Annotated in this window: 23 protein-coding genes; 9 read left to right on the forward strand and 14 right to left on the reverse strand. The window is 71.0% G+C overall.

Translation table 11 applies throughout. The annotated features are described in order from the left end of the window. Nucleotides 1–84 precede the first annotated feature (84 nt). A complete protein-coding gene (locus tag ACIBVN_RS33110) occupies nt 85–1167 on the forward strand; it encodes a trypsin-like serine peptidase (protein ID WP_397143162.1) in 1083 nt (360 codons plus the stop codon). A 1-nt stretch (nt 1168) separates the two neighbouring features. Here the strand turns inward: ACIBVN_RS33110 and ACIBVN_RS33115 are convergent, their stop codons facing one another. Further along, nucleotides 1169–1939, reverse strand: a complete 771-nt coding sequence (locus ACIBVN_RS33115; RefSeq protein WP_397143164.1) for a hypothetical protein — start codon at nt 1937–1939, stop codon at nt 1169–1171. Between the two features lie 67 nt (nt 1940–2006). Next, nucleotides 2007–3191, reverse strand: coding sequence for an alpha/beta hydrolase family protein (locus ACIBVN_RS33120; protein ID WP_397143166.1), 1185 nt, complete (start codon nt 3189–3191; stop codon nt 2007–2009). A 139-nt stretch (nt 3192–3330) separates the two neighbouring features. On the opposite strand from ACIBVN_RS33120, the gene ACIBVN_RS33125 reads away from it, so the two are divergent. From ACIBVN_RS33125 to ACIBVN_RS33135, 3 genes are all read left to right on the forward strand, one after another. Next, nucleotides 3331–4554 carry a cytochrome P450 gene (locus ACIBVN_RS33125; protein WP_397143168.1) on the forward strand — a complete coding sequence of 408 codons (1224 nt, stop codon included), beginning with the start codon at nt 3331–3333 and terminating at the stop codon, nt 4552–4554. Between the two features lie 71 nt (nt 4555–4625). Beyond that, on the forward strand, nt 4626–5303 hold the full coding sequence (locus tag ACIBVN_RS33130; protein WP_397143170.1) for a TetR/AcrR family transcriptional regulator: 678 nt from the start codon (nt 4626–4628) through the stop codon (nt 5301–5303). A gap of 298 nt (nt 5304–5601) precedes the next feature. Continuing rightward, a complete protein-coding gene (locus tag ACIBVN_RS33135; protein WP_397143172.1) occupies nt 5602–6420 on the forward strand; it encodes an SAM-dependent methyltransferase in 819 nt (272 codons plus the stop codon). 3 nt (nt 6421–6423) lie between these two features. Here the strand turns inward: ACIBVN_RS33135 and ACIBVN_RS33140 are convergent, their stop codons facing one another. The 4 genes from ACIBVN_RS33140 to ACIBVN_RS33155 form a co-directional block, all read right to left on the reverse strand. After that, nucleotides 6424–7329, reverse strand: a complete 906-nt coding sequence (locus ACIBVN_RS33140) for a helix-turn-helix domain-containing protein (protein ID WP_397143174.1) — start codon at nt 7327–7329, stop codon at nt 6424–6426. A gap of 173 nt (nt 7330–7502) precedes the next feature. After that, on the reverse strand, nt 7503–8585 hold the full coding sequence (locus ACIBVN_RS33145) for an exo-alpha-sialidase (RefSeq protein WP_397143176.1): 1083 nt from the start codon (nt 8583–8585) through the stop codon (nt 7503–7505). A 17-nt stretch (nt 8586–8602) separates the two neighbouring features. Then, a complete protein-coding gene (locus tag ACIBVN_RS33150; protein WP_397143178.1) occupies nt 8603–9532 on the reverse strand; it encodes a dihydrodipicolinate synthase family protein in 930 nt (309 codons plus the stop codon). A 110-nt stretch (nt 9533–9642) separates the two neighbouring features. After that, the gene (locus tag ACIBVN_RS33155) at nt 9643–10317 is read right to left on the reverse strand and encodes a GntR family transcriptional regulator (RefSeq protein ID WP_397143180.1); all 675 of its coding nucleotides are present in this window, start codon (nt 10315–10317) and stop codon (nt 9643–9645) included. 167 nt (nt 10318–10484) lie between these two features. Between ACIBVN_RS33155 and ACIBVN_RS33160 the strand changes: the two genes are divergently transcribed. Next, nucleotides 10485–11834, forward strand: a complete 1350-nt coding sequence (locus tag ACIBVN_RS33160) for an MFS transporter (protein ID WP_397143182.1) — start codon at nt 10485–10487, stop codon at nt 11832–11834. A gap of 194 nt (nt 11835–12028) precedes the next feature. On the opposite strand, the gene ACIBVN_RS33165 is transcribed toward ACIBVN_RS33160, so the two are convergent. Both ACIBVN_RS33165 and ACIBVN_RS33170 read right to left on the reverse strand, forming a co-directional pair. Then, entirely contained in the window at nt 12029–12964 is a 936-nt protein-coding gene (locus tag ACIBVN_RS33165; RefSeq protein ID WP_397143184.1) for an RNA polymerase sigma factor, read from the reverse strand. Nucleotides 12965–13064: 100 nt separating this feature from the next. After that, nucleotides 13065–13238, reverse strand: coding sequence for a hypothetical protein (locus tag ACIBVN_RS33170; protein WP_397143186.1), 174 nt, complete (start codon nt 13236–13238; stop codon nt 13065–13067). 79 nt (nt 13239–13317) lie between these two features. On the opposite strand from ACIBVN_RS33170, the gene ACIBVN_RS33175 reads away from it, so the two are divergent. Beyond that, the gene (locus tag ACIBVN_RS33175) at nt 13318–13950 is read left to right on the forward strand and encodes a TetR/AcrR family transcriptional regulator (RefSeq protein WP_397143188.1); all 633 of its coding nucleotides are present in this window, start codon (nt 13318–13320) and stop codon (nt 13948–13950) included. Nucleotides 13951–14098: 148 nt separating this feature from the next. Here ACIBVN_RS33175 and ACIBVN_RS33180 read toward each other — a convergent pair whose 3' ends face one another. Further along, nucleotides 14099–15412 carry a bifunctional transcriptional activator/DNA repair enzyme AdaA gene (locus tag ACIBVN_RS33180; protein ID WP_397143190.1) on the reverse strand — a complete coding sequence of 438 codons (1314 nt, stop codon included), beginning with the start codon at nt 15410–15412 and terminating at the stop codon, nt 14099–14101. Between the two features lie 51 nt (nt 15413–15463). Continuing rightward, nucleotides 15464–15646: a hypothetical protein gene (locus tag ACIBVN_RS33185; RefSeq protein ID WP_397143192.1), complete on the reverse strand. Its 183-nt coding sequence runs from the start codon at nt 15644–15646 to the stop codon at nt 15464–15466. Between the two features lie 4 nt (nt 15647–15650). Here ACIBVN_RS33185 and ACIBVN_RS33190 point away from each other — a divergent pair, with 4 nt between their 5' ends. After that, complete coding sequence (locus tag ACIBVN_RS33190; RefSeq protein ID WP_397143194.1) at nt 15651–15839, forward strand: hypothetical protein; 189 nt, start codon at nt 15651–15653, stop codon at nt 15837–15839. 38 nt (nt 15840–15877) lie between these two features. Beyond that, a complete protein-coding gene (locus ACIBVN_RS33195; RefSeq protein WP_397143196.1) occupies nt 15878–17116 on the forward strand; it encodes a winged helix-turn-helix domain-containing protein in 1239 nt (412 codons plus the stop codon). On the opposite strand, the gene ACIBVN_RS33200 is transcribed toward ACIBVN_RS33195, so the two are convergent. From ACIBVN_RS33200 to ACIBVN_RS33210, 3 genes are all read right to left on the reverse strand, one after another. Beyond that, nucleotides 17113–18285, reverse strand: coding sequence for a hypothetical protein (locus tag ACIBVN_RS33200; protein ID WP_397143198.1), 1173 nt, complete (start codon nt 18283–18285; stop codon nt 17113–17115). The genes ACIBVN_RS33195 and ACIBVN_RS33200 overlap by 4 nt on opposite strands. Then, nucleotides 18278–18640: an RNA polymerase sigma factor gene (locus tag ACIBVN_RS33205; protein ID WP_397143200.1), complete on the reverse strand. Its 363-nt coding sequence runs from the start codon at nt 18638–18640 to the stop codon at nt 18278–18280. Before ACIBVN_RS33205 ends, ACIBVN_RS33200 begins: the two co-directional genes overlap by 8 nt. A gap of 254 nt (nt 18641–18894) precedes the next feature. Next, complete coding sequence (locus ACIBVN_RS33210) at nt 18895–19479, reverse strand: TetR/AcrR family transcriptional regulator (protein WP_397143202.1); 585 nt, start codon at nt 19477–19479, stop codon at nt 18895–18897. A 63-nt stretch (nt 19480–19542) separates the two neighbouring features. Here ACIBVN_RS33210 and ACIBVN_RS33215 point away from each other — a divergent pair, with 63 nt between their 5' ends. Continuing rightward, entirely contained in the window at nt 19543–20574 is a 1032-nt protein-coding gene (locus ACIBVN_RS33215) for an FAD-dependent oxidoreductase (RefSeq protein ID WP_397143204.1), read from the forward strand. 32 nt (nt 20575–20606) lie between these two features. Here ACIBVN_RS33215 and ACIBVN_RS33220 read toward each other — a convergent pair whose 3' ends face one another. Further along, nucleotides 20607–20957 carry a DoxX family protein gene (locus ACIBVN_RS33220; RefSeq protein ID WP_397143206.1) on the reverse strand — a complete coding sequence of 117 codons (351 nt, stop codon included), beginning with the start codon at nt 20955–20957 and terminating at the stop codon, nt 20607–20609. Between the last annotated feature and the right edge of the window lie 54 nt (nt 20958–21011).

Consider the following 21011-nt stretch of genomic DNA (forward strand, 5'->3'; position numbering starts at 1 on the left):
TATATCCATTTGCGTATGCCTTGAGGCAGATGGATGTCCCCGTACGTACCTCCAAGCGGCAGATTCCGGTTTCGGGAGGTACGTATGCACCGCAGAGTCGTCCTGCTCTCCGCCGTCGCGCTCACCGTGGCGGGCGCCCTGGCCCCCGTGGGCACCGCGCAGGCCAGCGCCACGAACAGCCTCGACCGCAGGCCGGTCGGGTGGTCCGGCGCGGACTCGTGGTCGGAGGCCAGGAGCGTCCAGCAGTACTGGACGCCACAGCGCATGCTGGCGGCGCAGGCGCTGGACACGCCCAGGCCGCGACGCACCCGCTCGGGCGGGCCGACCGAGGGCGACCCGTGGGCCACCCGCGGCGCCTCCGACACCGCCCGGCGCACCCCCTGGACCACCCGCGGGGCCGCCTCGGCCGTCCAGGGCGCCCCATGGTCGGTCCGCGGCACCGCGGCCGTCGACGCCCAGCGGGTGGCCGCGGTGCCCAACAGCCCGGGCCTGCGCTGGACCGATGGCGGCGCCGTCGTCCGCACCACCGGACGCGTCTTCTTCACCACCGCGGAGGGCGGCAACGCGTCCTGCTCCGGCTCGGCCGTGACCAGCGCCAACGAGAGCGTCGTGATGACCGCTGGGCACTGCGTGAAGCTGAACGGCGCCGCGCACCGCAACGTGGTGTTCGTCCCCGGGTTCGACAACGGCCGGCGCCCGTTCGGCACGTGGGTCGCCACCAGGTTGCTGACCACCCAGCAGTGGAACGCCCGCGAGGACATCAACTTCGACGTCGCCGCCGCCGTGCTGGCCCCGCTGCAGGGGCGGACGTTGACCGACGTGGTGGGCGGGCAGGGCGTGGCGTTCAACCAGGCCAGGGGGCGGCAGATGTTCTCCTTCGGCTATCCGGCGGCGCGGCCGTTCGACGGCTCCCGGTTGATCTACTGCAGCGGGCGCACGTTCAACGACACCGTCATGACCAGCGACCAGGGGCTGCGCTGCAACATGACCGGCGGATCGAGCGGCGGCCCGTGGTTCCAGGCGTTCAACGAGTCCACCGGGCTCGGCATGCTGAACTCCGTCAACAGCTTCAAGTACGACTTCGCCCCCGATTTCATGTTCGGCCCGTTCTTCGGGAACGAGGCGATGGCCGTCTACCAGGCAGCCCAGAGCGCCGACACACTCTGAGCTACTCCTCCATCAGGTCGGTGCTCGCAGTGGGCAGGATGGTCTGGCCGGTGACGAAGTCGCTCCACAGACCGAACTCCAGCGTGTCGCCGGGCATGGCGGTGGTCTCCGCGAAGCCGACCGTACGGCCGCGGTGCTGCCGGGTGGCGCCGAAGGAGAGCTGGAAGCGGGTGGTGCCCACGCGGTCCTGGGGCGGGGTGGAGTTGGGCGGCACGATCTCGTCCAACGCCCACCGGTAGTCGTCGCGGTACGGGGCCGAGACCCGCTCCAGCGTCTGCTCCAGGATGAGGCCGGTGCCGGGGAACACGACCAGCACTCCGGGGAGCTTGCCTATCTTGCTGTTGAGCACGAGGACGTCCTGCGACTCCCCGGAGGGGAACTCGCCCCGTCCGCCGCCCACCCTGGAGCCCGTCGGGCACGCCCCCGGCCCCTCCTGCTCGACCACGTCGCGGTCACAGGTGGGGAAGGCGTCCGGGTTGAAGCTCACCGACCGGTCGAAGAGGAAGACGAACCGGCGGGCGGCGGCCGGGACCTTGCCGGACTCGGCGCGGCTGCGCCGGTCGAAGGCCACGGTGAGGCTCCCGCCGGGCCCGGCGGTGGCTGACACCGCCAGCGAGTCGATGTTGCGGGCGCCTTGGACGTCCGGCTCGTGGGCCCGCCGCGGCCCGCCTGGCGCCGGATCGGCCGGCTCGGCGCTCGCGCCCGCCGCCGGCGCGAGCGTGGACAGGGACAGGAACGCGGTGACTGCGGCCAAGGCGGTCCGTGCCTTCACAAATGCCTCCCCGGAGTTGATCTACGGGTTCCTACCCAAACAACCGGCGCCGAAAGATCGTGTAAAGCTAGGCGCAGGTCTTCGTCTCAGGAGCGCAGAACTTGACCTCGGGATAACGCGCCGACGGCTTGTCCAGCAGGGGTTGCGCCTTCTTGAGCACATGCAGGTCGAAGAACGCGCGCACGTACTGGCGGGTGATCTCCACGGACCGGGCACCAGGCAGGTCGGCTCCGGATTCGATGCCGAGCTGATCGGTCAGCAGGCCGTAGTCGGTGAAGGAGACGTGCACCGCCCCGGTCACTACGAGCCAGCGCTTCCAGCCGGTCATGCTCTTCCAGTCACGCTCCCACGTGGCGGCCTCGTCCCCGGCTCCCGGGCTGTACGTGGACTGCCTGCCCAGGAACATGAACGGCCGTGACAGCCCGCCGGCCGGGATCGGAGCGTCCGTGGTGCCGTCCATGTCGATTCCGGCGCGTACCCGGGAGTCCGCGAGCATGGCCGTGATGGTGCTCGCGCCGCCGACCGACTGGCCGGCCATCGCGATCCTGGCGGGGTCGATCAAGCGGGCGCCCTTCCACTTCGGGCGGGACCCGGTCAGCTCGTCGAGCACGAAGGAGACGTCGGCCGCCCGGCCCTTCTCCAGCTTCACCCACCACTCCGGGGTCTTCTTGATCTCGCACACGACACAGGTGGTGACCCGTCCGTCGGGGAAGGTCGTGGCGACGCTCTCGTACGTGTGCTCGATCCCGGCCACCACATACCCCCGGCTCGCCAGCTCCTCGGCCAGCGCGGTGAGCTCGCTCCTGGGCTTGCCGAAGCCGGGCGAGAGCACGACGAGGGGCAGGCCGTGCTTGCGGCCCGCCGGCTTGGCGTCGGTGAAGGAGTTGGTGCGGGTCTTGCTCAGCACGTCGGAGGGCACGCCGGTGATCTCGGCGGCCTTCAGGAGGAGCTCCGACTCCTTCGCCGTCATGTACGGCGCCCGGTCACGGCCCGGCGCCTTGGCCGGGTACCAGAGGGAGACCATGAGCTCCCTGGCCTTGGCCGTGGGGACCCAAGGGTCCGGGCGAGAGGTGTCCGTGAGGTGCAGGGACGTGGTGCCGACCGGATGAGTCCCGGTCGGCCGCGTGAGAGACGGGGTGGTGGACGCGTACGCCGTGGGCGCGGAGAGGAGGCAGGCGGCCGCCGTCACGGCGAGCAGGCCGGCGGCGAGCGGGCGGGTTCCCTTGCGGATTCCCTGGGAGAGAGTGATCATGTCGCGTGACTATACCCCGAGTGTATATATGCGAGGTATAAGAATGCGGACTCTCGCGGCGGACCCTCATGGCGATTGCCCCAAATAAGGCGATCGCCTTATATTCGGATACGTCGGGCTTCCGAGCTGGAGGACAGAGATGACTGCTGACGCGATCCCAGAGTTCCCGTTCGACCGCCCCACCGCCCTGGAGCCGCCGCCGCAGCTGGCGGAGCTGCGGGAGAAATGCCCGGTGGCGCACGTACGGCTGCCGAGCGGCGACGTGGCCACGCTGGTGACGAGGTACGACGACGCCCGCGCGGTGCTGGCGGACCCGCGCTTCAGCCGCAACCTCGCCAGGGAGGGCGCCGCCCGGCTGGCCACCACCGAGGACGGCGGCCTGTTCAACCGGCGCAAGGACGGCACCACGGACATCAGCGAGGGGCAGGGCCACATGCGGTGGCGGCGGCTGCTCAGCCGCTGGTTCACCGCGCGGAAGATGGAGGTGTGGCGGCCCAGGGTCCAGGCGATGACCGACGAGCTGCTGGACGCCATGCTGGCCAAGGGCTCCCCCGGCAACCTGTCCGCCGGGCTGGCCCTGCCGCTTCCCGTGCGGGTCATCTGCGCGCTGGTCGGCGCGCCGCCCGAGGACCAGGACAAGTTCGCACACTGGTCCCGCACCATGCTCACGCTCACGCTCAACACCCAGGAAGAGGTCGACCAGGCCTACCAGGAGTTCAACGCGTACGTGTCGGACCTGGTCGACCACAACCGGGAGAACCCCGGCGACGACCTGCTCAGCGAGCTGACCCAGATCACCGACGCCGAGGACGGCCGGCTCAGCCAGGCCGAGCTGATCGCCACCGTCAGGGGGCTGCTCCTGGCCGGCCACGAGACGACCTCCAACATGATCTCGATCATGATGGCGATGCTGCTCTCCGACCGGCAGCGCTTCGAGGCCGTGATCGACGACCCCGAGCTGATCCCGGGCACCGTCGAGGAAGTCCTGCGCCTGGACAGCACGCTGTCGGCCATCGGCGGCGTGCCCAGGTACCTCACCGAGGACGTCACGTTCAGCGGCACCCCGGTGCCCGCCGGCAGCACGGTGATCCCCGCCATCCCCGCCGCCAACCGCGACCCGGGCAAGTTCGCCGAACCCGACCGGTTCGACCCGCGGCGGCCGAACAGCAACCAGCACCTCACCTTCGGCGCGGGCCCGCACTACTGCCTCGGCCAGCCGCTGGCCAGGGTCGAGCTCCAGGTCGTGCTGGGCACTCTCGTGCGCAGGCTGCCCGGACTGCAACTGCGGGACTCCCCCGAGAGCCTGCGGCTGCGTACCGGTGCGATGTCCGGAGGTCTCCAGGACGTATGGGTCACGTGGTGACCTGACGTACTCACGGTAAGGAGCGATAATCGTCGGGGGACGGTTCAGCAAGAAGAGATCAAGGATCAGTCATGCAAGTCAGTGCGGCGGTCGCCACGCCGTCTCCCCGATCCATGCGCGCCCGCGACAAGCTGATGCACACCGCCGAGCGGCTCTACGCCGAGCACGGCTTCGCGAACGTCTCGATCAGGATGATCGGCGAGGCGGCGGGCCAGCGCAACAAGTCCGCCGTCCAATATCACTTCAGCACCCGCGACGAGCTGATCCAGGCCATCCTGGCCCGCCACGCGGCCGCCATCGACGAGCACCGGATCCCGATGGTGGCCGCGCTGGAGGCGTCCGGCGAGGTGTCCCTCCGCGAGTGGATCACCTGCGTCATCGCACCGCACATCGAGCATCACATCGAGCTGGGCACGCCGTCCTGGTACGGGCGCTTCCTCGCCCAGGCCGTCGTCGAGCCCTCCTTGCGCGACCACGCCGTCCAGGCGAGTCTGCAGACGCCCTCGTTCCGCCGCCTGGACAAGCTCCGGCCCCCGCGCGGGCAGGACCGCGACCCCGACCTGTCCGCCCAGTACGGAGCCATGATCCGGCTGCTCATCGTGCACATGTGCGCCGAACTGGAAGGGGATCTCGCCGGCGGGCGGGTCGCCTCGGCCGACGCCGAGCAGTCGTGGCGCCGGCTGGGCGAGCACCTGGTCACGGCGGTCTGCGGGCTCAGCGCCGCCCTGCTGGAGAGCGCACACCCATGACATGGCCCGCCACCGCAGGGGCCTAGCGACGGCGGGGCCGGACCATGAGGACGATCATGGCCGCGGCTCCGACAGCGACAGCAGCAACCCGACGCTCACGCTCGTGATCCGGCGTCGCATGTGGCCGCCCTCCCCGTCTCGTCCTACAGCGAGGTACGGCCGTCCGCCCGCGCGGGTTCAGCAGGCGGCTCCTCTTTATCACTGAGCCCGAATGACACCGACAGGCACGCCTGATACAAAGGCAAAAGCCTGAAAGATACGTAGATGCGACATATCAACCTTTGAGGTGAAGCTCTTCGTGACAGATGACTCACCCCTGGACCCCGCGCTCCTTTCCAGGATCGACACCAGCAAGCCGCATCAGGCCAGGGTCTGGAACTATTGGCTGGGCGGCAAGGACAACTACCCCGCCGACCGGGAGCTCGCCGAGAAACTCCGGGACGTCTACCCGGGCATGGAAGACATCGCCCGTCACACTCGCGTCTTCCTGGGGCGAGCCGTCAGATATCTCGCCGGAAAGGCAGGCATCCGGCAGTTCCTGGATATCGGCACGGGTCTGCCGACCGTTGACCACACCCATGAGGTGGCCCAGCGGGTGGACCCGACGAGCCGCGTCGTCTACGTCGACAACGACCCGCTGGTGCTGGTGCACGCGCGCGCCCTGCTCGCCAGCGACCCGCGAGGGGCCTGCGACTACATCGAGGCCGACGTGCGCGAGCCGGACACCATCTTGGCGTTCGCGGCCAAGACGCTGGACTTCAGCCGGCCGACCGCGCTCATGCTCCTGGGCGTGATGGGCACGGTCTTCGACGACGAGCAGGCGTACGCGCTGGTCCGGCACCTGATGGACGCGCTGCCCCCGGGCAGCTACCTGGTGTTCGAGGACGGCACGAACATCGTCAAGCCCGACGCGGCAGCGGCAGCCGAGCGGCTCCGCGACAAGGGCGAGGTGTACGAGTACCGGCTGCGCACCCCCGCGGAGATCACCCGCTTCTTCGACGGGCTGGAGCTCGTGGATCCCGGCGTCGTGTCCGTCTCCCGCTGGGGGCTGGAGTCCGAGGCGTTCGGGCTGCCACCGGAGGTCGACGCGTTCTGCGCCGTGGCCCGCAAACCGTGACGGTCAGAGCGTGTCGATGATCTGACGCAGGATGGCCGGGGTGTCGGGGGCGGGCGAGGCATGGACCCCGAGCTCGTCCATCAGTTTCTGGTACGGCAGCACCTCGGACTCCTTGGCGAGGTATTGCGCGCCGGCCAGCTGCTCGAGGTAGACCACGTCGCGCAGCTCGGCCTGGGGGAAGCGCAGGACGGTGACGGGGCCGACGCCGCCGACGGCCCAGCCGGAGGTGAACGGGACCACCTGCACGGTGATGTTGGGCTGTGCGGCCATCCGGTCGAGGTGCTCCAGCTGGTCACGCATGATCTCCGGGCTGCCGACGCGGTGGCGCAGCGCCGCCTCGTCCAGGACCACCCAGAGCTTGTGCGACATGGGCGGGGCGAGGATCAGCTGGCGGCGCATCCGCACCTCGACGCGGCGCTCGATCCGCTCGGCGGAGTCGCCCTTGTTGCCCAGGCTGAAGATCGCGCGGGCGTACTCCTCGGTCTGCAGCAGGCCCGGCACGAACTGCACCTCATAGGTGCGGATCAGCGCGGCGTCCTGCTCGAGCCCGATGTAGTCCTCGAACCAGTCGGGGACCACGTCGCGGTAGTCGTGCCACCAGGTGGGCTCGTTGGCCTGCTTGGCCAGGGCGAGCAGGGCCTCGCGCTCGGCCGTGTCGGCCACGCCGTACAGGGAGAGCAGGTCGGCGACGTCGCGCATCTTGAAGCTCGTGCGCCCGCCCTCCATGCGGCTGATCTTGGAGTGGGAGCCTCGGATGGCATATCCGGCGTCCTCGCGAGAGATCCCGCTGGCCTCCCTGAACCGGCGCAGCTGCGCCCCGACCAGGATGCGCAGCGCCGTCGGCCCGGATCGGACGGCTTCCTTCCCCGGCATTTCGGCCAGGTCACCCCTATCGCGAGCAGTCGACATGCATGCTCCTCAATCGGCAACTTGCCACAGTCCGCCCGCTCAATCTTGCCACGTCGTCCGCGGCACATCGGATATTTCCCGGCGGCGAGAAATGCGCCACAGCCGAGGGAACCGCCGTCACGGGCGGGGATCCGGGTGGGTGGCCGAGGTCAGGGGGCAGACCTAGGCGCCGGTCATTGCGGCTCCAGATCGGCGAGGGGCAGCCGGGCGAGGACGATCCCCCTGCGCTGCCAGGTGTAGGTGACGAGGAGGTCGTCGGGGGTGAGGACGGCGGAGGGGTAGCTGTACTCGGCGACGCCGCCGGTGACGACGCCCCCGTCGCCCGGCGCGAAACCGGGTCCGGTGCCGGGGCCCAGGAGGCGCGGCACACCCGGGCCGACGGGAACCACGCCGTCGTCCAGGAGGCGTGGCACGCCCGGATCGACGGGGACCACGCCGTCGTCCACGGTCGGGCCGGTGTGCCAGGTCAGCCCGTCGTCGTCCGACAGCGAGAGCACGAGCGGGCAGCGGCTGCCCCACGACTCGGCGCTCGGATTGTGCACGCAGGCCACCCGTCCCGACGGCAGCGCGACCGCCGTGAGGCCGCTGTTGTTGTTCGGCAGGCTCGTGGGCTCGGCGGGCGTCCAGGTGCACCCGCCGTCGCGGGAGACCGAGCGGTACGCCCGCCCCTCGGTGCTGCGCATCAGCGCGACGGGGCCGCCGGCTCCCCACCACAGCGCGGGCTGGATGTGCCCGGCGCCGGCCAGCGCGTCGTGGTCGACGGGGATCGGGACGCGCGTCCAGCTAAGCCCGCCGTCGTCGGAGACGTCCACGAACGGGTCCCAGCGGGGCGGCGCACCCCATCGCTCCGTCGAGCCGGGCGCCAGCCAGCGCCGGTCTCCGGGAGCGAGCAGCGGCGGGTTCTTGACCGGTCCCCGGCCGCCGGACCGGTCTCCGGGGACGAGCTCGCGCACCGGCTCCCACGTGGCGCCGCCGTCGTGGGAGCGGGTGACCAGCGAGACCCACTCGGAGATGCGCTCGCCTGCCTTGCAGAACAGCCAGAGCGCTCCGTCGGGGCCGGGCGCGAGCACCGGGTTCCAGTGCGCGACGTCCCTGCCGGTGTCCAGGGTTTGTGTCTCCCGGCCCCGGGCGATGCGGATGCGGTTGTCGGGCGTGCCCTCCCTGGTGCCGGCGAACCAGGCGACGACCGGAGTGCCGTCCACCACCGCGAGCGTGGACGCGTGGCACTGCCTCCAGCGGGGATCGTCAACGGTCACGAACTCCCGGTGGATCATCATCGCGCCCGGGACGCCAGCACCGTCTCGGCCAGCCGCGCGATGTGCTGACGCATGTCGGGGCCGATCTCGGGAGCGGGCATGCGGAGCGCGCCCGTACCGCGTCCGAGGTGGCTCAGCGCCAGCTTGATGCCCTCCACGGTGCCGCCCAGCGCGGCCAGCACCTCGTCCACCCGCGCCTGTGCGGAACGTTCCGCGCCCGCGTCCCCGCTCGCCACGGCGTCGGCGAGCAGCGCGAACGGCTCGGGGAACGCCGAGGACAGCCCGGAGACGACCCCGGCGCCACCGCCGCGGACGACCTCGGCGAGCTTGGTGTCCGAGCCGGACCACACCCGGGCGGAGGCCGGCAGCGCCGCGCGGTACTCCGCGAACCGCTCGGCCGCCAGGCCGCTCAGCTTGGCCCCGGCCAGCCCGGTCTCGCCGGCCATCGCGGCGAAGTCGGCGGGCTCGACGACCACGCCGGAGCGCTCGCTGAAGAGGTAGCCGTAGACGGCGGCGGGACCCGCCGCCTCCGTCACCGCGGCGAAGTGCCTGAGCACGGCGCCGTTGTCGGCAGGCAGATAGTACGGGGTCAGCGCGGCCAGCCTGCGTGCCCCGAGCGCCACGGCGTCGCGGGCCAGCGCCACCGTCTCCCTGGTGGCCGCGGCGCCGACGTGCACCACGACCCGCTCGGGACCGAACACGGCCAGCGCGATCTCGGCGACGCCCCGGCGCTCCGCGCGGTCGAGCGCGGGGAACTCGCCGGTGGTGCCGCACACGAAGACGCCGTCGACGCGGCCGGCGAGATCGGTGAAGTGCGCTTTGGTGGTGGCGTGGTCGAGCTCGCCCGCCTCGTCGAAGAAGGTCGGGACGGCGGCGAGGATCTCGGCACGGGGCCGGGTGTTTTCCGGCAGGGCAGTGTTTCCTGGCAGGGCTGTGTTTTCCGGCATGGCGGGGCCTCGGTTCGTCGGTGGTGGTGAGGCACGGCAATGCCTCGGTACGTCATTGAGGGCAGGCGGACGGGACCCGGGGCGGACCCTGGGCAGGAGGTGAGGGCAGGTCAGAGGGCGGGCTGGACGCGCTCCCGCTCGATCAGCGTCGCGCGGATCCGGGCGCAGGATCCGTCGAGGTGAGCGGTGAGTGCGGCCAGCGCGGCGTCGACGTCGCCCGAGCGGACGATGTCCCTGAGGTCGGCGTGGTCCTGGGCGACGGGCACCAGGTCGCGATCGGTGTTGGTGATCTCCAGCACCGCCGCGAACAACGGCCGGTGCAGCGCCCAGGTGGCGGTCAGCCAGCGGTTGTCGCCGATCGTGTAGAAGCCGCTGTGGAAGTCGAGGTCGGCGGCGGCGAACTTGGCGGCGTCGGAGTCCTCGGCCGCGGCCCGCATCTGCTCGACCGCCTCGTCGATCGGGGTCCAGTCGGCGTCGAGGCGCGCGACGGCCTCCTTGATGGCCAGGCTCTCGAGCGCGCCGCGGAGCGAGTAGAGCTCGCGAAGGTCCTGGTCAGACAGGCCGCGGACGAAAACGCCACGCTTGCGCGTCTCCACCAGCCCCTCGATCTCCAGCTGGCGGAGCGCGTCACGGACCGGCCCGCGGCTCACCCCGAAGCGCTCCGCGATCCGGCCCTCGACCAGATGCGTGTCCACACTCAGCTCGCCACGCACGATGAGCGAGCGGAGCTGGGCAAGCAGCTGATCTCCGAGCGGTGGGTTGCGCAACGGATTGGTGAACGACACCAGCTCTCCTCTCCTGAGTCTCCGCCCGACCGGAGACTATCCCGCTCAAATGCATACGGTCAACGTTAACGGATGACCGTTGACGGTTAACCGTCATCCAAGTCATAGTGTGCGACAACTGAACCACTGCGGAAACTCAGAAGGCCGCCAGCAGAAAGGGAGGCGCCATGGTCGCGACCCTTCCGAAGACAGATCTCCGCTACACCTGGAAGGTCACGGCCTCCAGCTTCCTGGGCAACACGCTGGAGTACTACGACTTCCTCGTCTACGGGACAGCCGCCGCCGTCGTCTTCCCCAAGGTGTTCTTCCCCGACGCCAGCGGCTTCGTGGCCACGCTCTCCGCCTTCGGCACGTTCGCCGTCGGCTTCCTGGCCAGGCCGTTGGGCGGGCTGTTCTTCGGCAGCCGGGGCGACCGGCACGGCCGCAAGTCCACCCTGATGGTCACGCTCGTCGTGATGGGACTCAGCACCATCCTCATCGGGCTGCTGCCGGGGTTCGGCACGATCGGGATCTGGGCTCCCGTCCTGCTGGTGGCGCTGCGGTTGCTGCAGGGGTTCGCGGTCGGCGGCGAGTGGGGCGGCTCCATGATCATCGTGCTGGAGTCGGCGCCGCCGAACCGGCGCGGATTCTTCAGCGCCTGGCCCAACACCGGCGGCTTCTCCGCGCAGATCCTCATCACCGGGATCTTCGCCTACATCTACACGCTTCCCGAGGATCAGCTGCTGAGCTGGGGATGGCGGATCCCGTTCCTGCTGTCGGCCGTGGTGCTCGTCGTGACGTTCTGGATGCGGCGCAGCCTGCACGAGACCCCCGTCTTCACCGAAGCCGTGGCCGCGGACAAGGAGAGCGAGACGGCCGCGGCGGAGCCCGAGCGCCCCAAGCGCGGGCCGATCCGCACGATCTTCGTGGACGACTGGCGCAACCTGCTGCTGATCATCGGCCTGCGGTTCGCCGAGTCCACGCCGTACTTCCTGCTCACGGTTTTCGCGCTGTCCTACGGCACCAGCGCGCTCGGGCTCGAGAAGACCCAGCTGAACAACGCGATCCTCATCGCCGCCGTGCTCTCCTTCGTCAGCCACGGCGTGTTCGCCGCGATCTCCGACCGGGTCGGGCGGCGGCCGATCTACTTCTTCGGCGCGGTCGTGGTGTTCGTCATGGCCTTCCCGTTCTTCGCCCTGCTGCACAGCGGGTCGATGGTGCTGATCGTGCTCGGGTACGTGCTGGTGCTCAACTTCGGGCACAACGCCATCAACGCCATCCAACCGGCGTTCTTCGCCGAGCTGTTCCCCGCCGAGCGCCGCTACACGGGCGCCGCGGCGGGCCGCGAGATCGCCTCCATCTTCGCGGGCGGGCTGACCCCGTTCATCGCCACGGCGCTGGCCGGCAAGGACGGCTCCCGCTGGCCGCTGGTCGCCGCGTACGTCATGATCGGCGCTCTGATCACGATGTTCGCGGTCTACAAGGCGCCGGAGTCCTTCCGCCGCGACCTCAGCGCCACCGGCGAGAGCGTGCGCTGATCAGGACTCCCGGCGATCGGCCGGCTCCTGGCCGACGAGGGCCGGCCGGGCTCAACCGGTCAGGCCTGACTTGAGGCCCGCGACCGCGCAGACCCTACAGCCTCCACACCGACATCACGATCTTCAAGAAGGGATCGCCTCACGCCCGCGGCGCTGAACGCAACATAGTGAACGCCACGCTCCTAGGACTCGGATCAGTTGAGGTAGTCGCGCAGGGACATGGCGCGGCTCGGGTGACGCAGCTTGCTCATCGTCTTGGCCTCGATCTGCCGGATGCGCTCTCTGGTGACGCCGTAGACCTTGCCGATCTCGTCGAGAGTCTTGGGCTCGCCGTCCGCCAGGCCGTACCGCAGCGCGATGACGCCCGCCTCCCGCTCGGTGAGGCCGTCCAGGACCTCACGGAGCTGTCCGCGCAGCAGGTCGTGGCCGATGACATCCGCAGGGTCGCCGGCTTCGACGTCCTCGATGAGGTCGCCGAGCTCGGTGTCGCCCTCGTCGCCGAGTTGAAGGCTCAGGGAGATCGGCTCCCGTGCGTAGCCGCGGATCTTCCTGACCTTCTCGGCGATAAGTTCCGCACGGAGACCGATCTCCTCGTCTGAGGGCTCACGGCCGAGTGACTGGAACAGCTCACGCCGCGCCCGGTTCACCTTGTTGATCAGCTCGGTCATGTGGACCGGGATGCGGATCGTGCGGGACTGGTCGGCCAGCGCCCGGCCGATGGCCTGCTTGATCCACCAGGTGGCGTAGGTGGAGAACTTCAGCCCCAACTTGTGGTCGAACTTCTCCACCGCCCGCATCAGCCCCATGTTGCCCTCCTGGATCAGGTCGAGCATGGGCAGGCCGCGTCCGGTCTGGCGTTTGGCGATCGAGACGACCAGGCGCAGATTGGCCTCGATCATCTGGTCCTTGGCCAGGCGGCCGTCGGCGGCGATCCACTCCAGGTCGGCGCGGTCCTGCGAGGACAGGGTGTGACTCTCGCGGTCGAGGCGCTCCTGGGCGAACAGGCCGGCCTCGATGCGCTCGCCGAGCGCCACCTCCTGGTGGGCGTCGAGCAGCCGGATCTTGCCGATCTGCTTGAGGTAGTCCTTGACCGGGTCGGTGGTCGCGGTCGTGGTGGTGGCGGCTGCCATGGGGACCTCCCGGGGGTGAGCGGACGAGCGGCGGGTGGCGGCGGTGCGGGTGAAGGTCAGTTCAGCTCCTGGCAGGTGATGTGGCTGGTGGCTTTGCGGGTCAGTACGCGGCGCGCCTGGGGGCGGCGCTGGGGCGGCGGGTGAGATACGGCTGCGCCGTGGAGTTCAGGTCACGGGCCGGTACGGCCGGGCGGCACGCCGACCTTTGGTTGTCACGACGAGCGGTGGCGGCGGTGATGGAGGCGGGCAGCTTGATCTGGATCGACTCTCGCACGCGAAGGCCCTTCAGGTGAGAAAAACTTGCGACGGTGGTAAGATTATGTCCGAAGCATGCAACCGTCAAGAGGAAATTTATGTCCGACGTAAAAATCTTGGGCCTGCGGGAGCTGAAGAAGCGGGAAACCCGTCAGGAGATCTCCGACAAGGCCACCCGCCTGTTCATCGAGCACGGCTTCGAGGAGACGACGATCGCCGAGATCGCCGAGGCCGCGCGGGTCGCCAAGAAGACCGTCACGAACTACTTCCCACGCAAGGAGGATCTGGCCTTCGACCACCACGAGGAGTTCGTGACCACGCTGGCCGAGATCGTGGCCGGCAGGTCGCCGGGCGAGTCCGCCCTCGCCGCGCTCAAGAGGGTCTTCATGGAAGCGGCCGAACGGCAAGATCCGATGCTCGGGTTCACCCGCGACGGGTTCGCGCGGATGATCGTGGAGTCGCCGACGCTCGTGGCGCGCCTGCGCGAGCTGCTGGAGCAGCGGGAGGAGGCCCTGGCTCGGGTGCTGGCCGCGGAGACGGGCGGCCGGGCAATGGTGCCCCGGGTGGTGGCGGCGCAGCTCGCCGCCCCCTACCGGGTCCTGCTCGGTCAGATCATGGAGCTCACTTTGGAGGGGCTGGACAACGCGCGGATCGCCGAGATCGTGGCCGAGTCCGCGCGCGAGGTGTTCGATCTCATGGAGCCGGCGTTCGGGAGCTATGCAGTGCGCTGAAACCAGGTCACCTGGGCCCCGTTGCTGAGCGACTCCCGCCGGGCGGGGGTGAAGAGCGCGGCGTTCGGCCGCCAGGGGCGCCCGCACCCGGTTCAAGGCCGGGCTACTCGCCGCGCGTCGCGGCTGGTGGGGCACGGGCTCCTGACGCTCAGAGCGCGTCGCCGTGCGCCATCAGGTGGATCGCCGCCAGTGACCGCCACCGCTTCTCGCAGGTGGCGGGGTCGAAGCCGAGGTCTGCCAGCGCGGCACGGAGGGACGCGTCACCGAGCGGGAACGCCTCGCGGTTCCCGAGCCGGAAGGCCAGGTCGTGGCTCAGGTCGTGATCGGCATAGGGCAAGGGGGTCGGCGCGTCCAGGCCGTGTCCGCGGCCGACGTCGGCCGTCAGCGCCCCGATCAGGGCCGCTTCCTCCTCCGTGACGTCGGCCTGGGTGATCGCGGCGGCCTCGGGGAAGGTGTGCGTGAGGCCGCCAGGCAGCCCGGGCACCCTCGTCCCCAGCCTGGTCACGATCGCCCCGAGCCGGTCCGCCGCCTCCCGCGGAGTCCTGCCACGCCCGAGTACCGCCCGGACGGCGGCCTCCAGAGCACTCCACGCCGTCGGCACGGCCAGCCCGGGACGCGCCCGCACCAGCGGCCCGAGCACCGGGTCGGCCGACAGCGCCGCCACCCCCGCCGTGTGGTCGGTGTCCACGCCGAGCATCCGCCCCGCCTGCCCCACCACGTGGATCAACCCCTCCCAGTACGGCAGGTGGGCACGGAGCAGCAGGTGCCCGTCGCCGCCCGGCGACACCTCCAGCACGCCCGGCGCGCCCTCCACGGTGATCGTGCGGCGGTAGGTGTCGCCGTCCACCTCCTCGACCCCCGGCACGGCCCGTACGCCGAGGAAGTCCCGCACGGCGGCCCAGTCGTAACCCGGCACGAACGGCAGCCGCAGCACCAGCCCGCCGTCGGCGACCAGCCGGTCGGCGCGGCGCCGCCGGTCGCGCAGGTCGGTCGGCGAGGCGTGGAACACCTCGCGCATGATCCGGTTGAACTGCCGCAGGCTGCCGAACCCCGAGGCGAAGGCCACGTCCAGCACCGTCAGATCGGTGTCGTCCAGGAGGCGCCGGGCGAAGTGCGCCCGCCGCGAACGGGCGAGCTGGTCCGGGGTCGCCCCCAGGTGCTGGACGAACAGCCGGCGCAGGTGCCGCGGCGACATGCCCATCCGCGCCGCCAGCGCCGCCTCGGTGCCGTCGTCCAGCACGCCGTCGATGATCAACTGCCACGCCCGGCACACCACCTCGGGCGCGCCGGCCGCGATCGGCGCGGCCACCCGGTAGGGCCGGCAGCGCAGGCACGCGCGGAACCCGGCGGCCTCGGCGACGGCCGGGTGCTCGTACGTGCGCGTGTTGCGGGCCAGTGGCTTGGCGCCGCATCCAGGCCGGCAGTAGATGCCGGTGGTGACGACGGCGGAGTACGTGGTCATGCCCCAGGTCTACGTCACCCGCGGCCCGTTCACCGGCCGAATTCGGACAACCTAGCCGGTGAACCCGGTGCGCCAGGTGGCGTGCCGTGGCGTCCAGCCGAGAGAGCGGGCGAGGGCGTTGTCGGCGTCGCGCTGCCAGCCGGCCCGCCCGCTGGTGGGAGGGGGGGCCGGAGCGCCGACGGCGGCGGCCGGCGCGGGCAACCATTCGCGGGCGGGGGCGGGCTCGTCGTCCACGACGTTGACGGTCCCGCTCGGCCAGCGGAGCGCCGCGCTGGAGGCGTTGCGCGCGGCCTCGGTCGACGCTCACTCGCTTGGCCGCTACCTGCGCAGCGACCGGCACCCGCCGTCGCTGGTCGTCGGGTACGCCACGCCACCGGCCCGCGCCTACCAGGCCGCGATCGACGCGCTGATCCGCGCGCTCGCGTGAGACCTCCGTCGAACTCTTTTTCGATTACACTGCTGGCCATGCCGAACCCCCTGGCCCTCAGCCTGGAGACCGCGCGCCGGCTGGCCGTGACCTGTCAGCATCTGGCCGGGCCGCGGCCGGGCGGCGGCGTCGAAGGGCTGCGGCAGGTGCTGCGCACGTTGCGGTGCCTGCAGCTCGACCCGATCAACGTGGTGGCCCGCAGCCACCTGCTGGTGCTCTGGAGCCGGCTCGGGACGTACAACCCCGCCGACCTTGACACGTTGTTGTGGCAGGACCGGTGGCTCTTCGAATACTGGGCGCATGCCGCCTCCATCGTGCTGGCGGAGGACTATCCGATCCACCAGGTCATGATGCGCGGCTACCCGCGGGGAGAGTCGTCCTACGCGCAGCGGGTCCGTGACTGGCTGGCGGCCAACGACGAGCTGCGCCGGCACGTGCTCGACCGGTTACGCGAGGCGGGGCCGCTGCCACCCGGGGCGTTCGACGACCGCGTGAGCGTGGCCTGGCAGTCCAGCGGGTGGACCAACGGCCGCGGTGTCGAGCGCATGCTGGACTTCCTGTGGCTCCAGGGCCACATCATGGTCGCGGGCAGGGCGGGCCGCACCCGCCACTGGGACCTGGCCGAGCGCCGGCTGCCCGAGTGGGCCGCCGCCACGCCGCTGGCACGGCGGGAGGCGGTGTCGCTGGCGGCCGAGCACGCCCTGCGGGCGCTCGGCGTGGCCCGCGCCGCCGACGTCGAGCGCCACTTCGTCCGCGACCGCTATCCGGGCCTCGCCGAGATCCTGCGGGAGCTGGAGAGCTCGGGCCGCGTCGTGCCCGCCGAGGTCGAGGGCGGGCCGGAGCGCTGGTACGTGCACCGCGACGCCCTGGGCCTGCTGGAGCGGGACTGGCAGCCGCGCACCACGCTGTTGTCTCCGTTCGACAACCTCATCTGCGACCGGGCCCGCACCGAGCGGCTGTGGGGCTTCGAGTTCCGCACGGAGATGTACGTGCCCAAGGACAAGCGGCGCTACGGCTACTACATCATGCCGATCCTGCACGGCGAGCGCCTGATCGGCCGGCTCGTGCCGCGCCTGGACCGCCGCCGGGGCGTGCTGGAGATCGAGGGCGTGTTCCCGGAGCCGGGCTTCCCGGGCGACGAGGCGTCCGCCGGGGCCGTCGGCGAGGCGGTCGCCGAGCTTGCCGCGTTCGCGGGAGCACGCGAGGTCACCTACGCGGACACCGTCCCAGCGCCCTGGCGGCCCGGCCCGAGATCCCGCGAGCTGTCGCGTGGCTAGCGCACGCTACGCACGGCGCGGCAGCCGCGGGGCTGCTCGGGGCGGTCGTCGGTCCAGCCGGACCCCGGCACCCATGCCGTGTGGCGCATGACCGCCCCCTTGGGCAGCCCCTCAGTGCTCTCCCCCGCCGCCGTGACGTCCGCGAGAATCATGCCCGTCCGCAGGTCGAGGATGGTCGTATGGTCCTCGGTCACCTCGTCGTCCTTGCCGAACTCCGCGAAGGAAGGGTTGCCCTTGATGAAGTCCACCTCCAGGCCAGGCCGTCCCAGCGGGTCGGCTGCCCGGCCCCGCACGGTGGTCGTCGGCAGGTCGGCGAGCAGGCGCAGGACGGCGGCCCTGGCCGCGGGCCTGATCGCCATTTCCAGCAGGTGACGGGAGCGGGGGAGCACCTCGTCGTCCGTCTGCTTGCCGGGCCTGCGCAGGTCCCAATGGGCGCGCACCCAAGTCCGCAGCCCCCTGTCGTCGGTGGGCAGGGCGGCGAGCTCCGCCATGGTGAGATCGCCGAATCGCCGGTCGCCGAGCACGCCGTCCGGCTCGACCGCGCGCGTGTACTGGCAGTCCACGCGCTTGGAGCCCATCGGCACCTTCGGGCAGTCGGCCGCTCGGGTGCCGGGTGTGCACACCCTCTGGACCTTGGCGGGCGAGCCGGCCGCCCGCCACGTGCGCTCGTCCTCGGGGGTCGCCGGACGCAGCCCTGACTCCTCGTGCTGCGTCTGGACGGGGTCCTTCGGGTCATGAGGCACCCAGAACTCTGATCTCAGCGTGCCCAGCGCGTTGAAGGTCTCGCCGCCCGCCCGCACCCGGACCAGATAGTCGCCCGCCAGTGACTTGCGCCAGTACGCGCCGCTGTCGTCCGGCAGCTTCGCGACCTGGTCCGCAAGCCGGCGCAGGGCGTCATTGCCGCGGGCGGGCGGCACCAGCACGGGCGCGGGTACGGCGGTCATGTTCGACACCAGCGTGACGACGGCCATGACGACTGCGATCGTGACCACAGCTGTCCCCAGTGTCCAGCCCCACCCGAAGCGGCGCCGTGCCGGCCCGAACCTCAAGGACGGCCGGGTCGGCTCGTGCTGGGCGGCGGCGAGCCGGGCGCGGGCCCGCTCCACCACCTCGGCCGAGGGCGGCGGCGCGTCGGGCAACGATCTGGCCAGCAGGTCGAGCTCATCCATGGGACTCCTTCAGGGGGTTGACTTCGCCGAGCGCCTTGCGGAGCTTCTTGCGCGCCCGGTTGAGCCGGGACGCGACCGTGCCCACCGGGATCTGGAGGGCCGCGGCGACCTCGGCGTGGCTGAGCTCGCCCAGCGCGCTCAGCAGGACCACGTCGCGGTCCCCGCGGCTGAGCCCGGCCAGCGCCTCCGCGAGCCTTCCGGTCAGCTCGCCCGCCGCCACGCGGGAGAGCGCGGCGTCCTCGGGGTCGTGCTCGGCGCGCTCTGCGGCCCGGCTGAGCGCCTTCCACCTGCGGATCTCGGTACGGCGATGCCGCGCGACGAGGTGGGTGGCGATGCCGTACAACCACGGTCGCACCCCGCCGCGGGAGGCGTCGTACCCGCCTCGATACGCGCCAGGAACACCTCGGCGGCCAGATCGTCAGCGGCGTCGTCCGGCAGCCGTCTGGCGATGTAGCGGTGGATCTCGGTGAAGTGCGCGTTGAAGATCTGCTCGAAGCCGGCCCGTGGATCGGGGGGCTCGGTCAGATCGGGGGGAACGGCCATGCAGGCGTCTCCGCTGGGTCGAGTGAACGACGGTCACCCCTTCTTGCCCGAAGCGCCACCAGACTTTCACGACATGGCGTCACTCGGCCGGCCGTAGACGGAGTCCAGCAGATCGCGGGCGAATCCGACCGGGTCGTCCAGACCGGCGGCGGCCAGGGTCCTCGGGCCGCCCGCGAGCAGGTGCGGGATCGCGGCATGCAGGGCCAGGGTGACGGTGCGGGCGCGCTCCGGCGTGACCGGCAGGCCGGCGGCCCGCTGCGCCTCCTCGAAGGCGATGAAGTCGGCCTCCGCGATGGCGTCCACGATGTCGGCCAGCCAGGGCGCGCGGGCCGCCTCTGCCTGGAGCTCAAGGTAGGCGAGCAGGCGAGGCCGCCCAGGGCCCGCGACGTCGGCGAGCAGCGCGCTCATCATGGCCACGAGCGTCCGCCTGTCGCCGGGCACCGGCCTCGGGACGTCGCGGTAAAGCTCGACGCAGCGCTCGGCGACCGCCCTCAGCAATGCCTGCCTGGTCGGGAAGTAGTTCTTGGTGGTGCCCAGAGGAACGCCAGCGGCGGTGTCCACGGCCCGATGAGTCAGCCCGCGCCCGCCCTGCTCGGCCAGAACCTCGATGGCCGCGTCCTGCAACCGTTCTCGACGATCTTGATTTCCCACAGGTGCGATTTTACCCCAATTGTGGTACCACAGTTGTGGTACTCATCTATGGAGGAGGGCGTCATGGCGGGATCGGCGGTTGTGGTGGGCGCTGGCGTGGGTGGCCTGGCGACGGCGATCGGCCTGCGCCGGGCCGGCTGGCACGTCAAGATCCTCGAACGCCGGGCGGAGCTGGAGCGGTACGGCACGGCGTTCGGAATCCACCCCACCGCACAGGCGGCGCTCGACCGGCTCGGAGTCGGTGACGCCTTTCGCGTGCGGGCGCTGCCGTACCGCGATGGGCGCATCCGCACACCGGACGGGAAGGTGATGGCGAGTCTGCCGCTGGAGCGCATCGAGCGCAGGGCGGGACGGCCGGAGCTGCTGATCTCGCGACCGTACCTGCTGGACGCGCTGCTGGCGGCGCTGGACGTGCCGGTGGCCTTCGATGAGAACGTCTCGGACGCGGCCGCCTTGGCCGAGGAGCACGACCTCGTGGTGGGCGCCGACGGGATCAACAGCGGCGTGCGTACCGCTCTGTTCGGCACACGTAGCGGCGTCCGGCATGTCGGCACGGTCACCTGGATCGGCGTCGCCGACTTCGAGACGGGCGTCCACGGCGAGACCTGGGGCCGTGGGCGCTTCTTCGGCATGACCCCGATCGAGCCGGGCCGCACCAACTGGTACGCCGCGGTGCCGGAGGCGACCACGGCCGCTGACCTGCGCGACCATTTCGCCGGATGGCACGACCCGATCCCGCGGATCCTGGCCGGGACGGATCCTGCCTCGTGGATCCGGTACGAGATGCGGCATCTGTTCCCCGCACTGCCCACGTTCGTCCGCGCCGGCAAAGTGGCGCTGGTCGGTGATGCCGCCCACGCCATGACGCCCAACCTCGGGCAGGGCGCGTGCACGGCCATCCTCGACGCGGAGGCCCTCACGCGGGCGATCGGCCGCCACGGTGCGGCCGACCTGACGTCGGCCCTGCGCGCGTACGACTCCGAGCGCCGCCGCAGCGCTCAGCGGGTCGCCTTCGGCTCCCGGACCCTGCACCGCTTCGTGAGCACCGAACGCTCCCGGCTACGCGACTCCCTGGTGCGCCTGGTCCCGGCCTGACCAGCCGTCACCCCGGCGCCCGCCCTTCACCGTCAGAGGGACGCGAGCCGCAGGACCAGCACCGCCACCGACGGAACGAACATGATGAACGCGTTGGGCATGCCCTTGAAGTCACCCTTGACCAGGTGCGTGCCCAGCGCGCCGACGAAGTAGAGCACCACGCCGACGGCGGCCGCGATGCCGAGCGGCGCGTACCAGATCCCGATCACCACGCCTGCCGCGCCGGCGATCTCGCACGCCGCCAGGAACGGGAACAGCCCCAGCGGCACGCCCAGCCCGGTGAGCCCGGTCACGATGCGCTCGTTGCGGCTGAGCTTGGCGTATCCCGACGCGCTGAGCGCGATCGCCAGCAGGACCGCGAGGACGGCATAGGCAATGAACATGGTCGGCTCCCAACAGTCGTCGATGCAGCACCGTGGAGCCTAGCAAATCATTGA

This window comes from Nonomuraea sp. NPDC049400 (assembly GCF_044466425.1).
In the GTDB taxonomy this organism is placed as follows: Bacteria; Actinomycetota; Actinomycetes; order Streptosporangiales; family Streptosporangiaceae; genus Nonomuraea.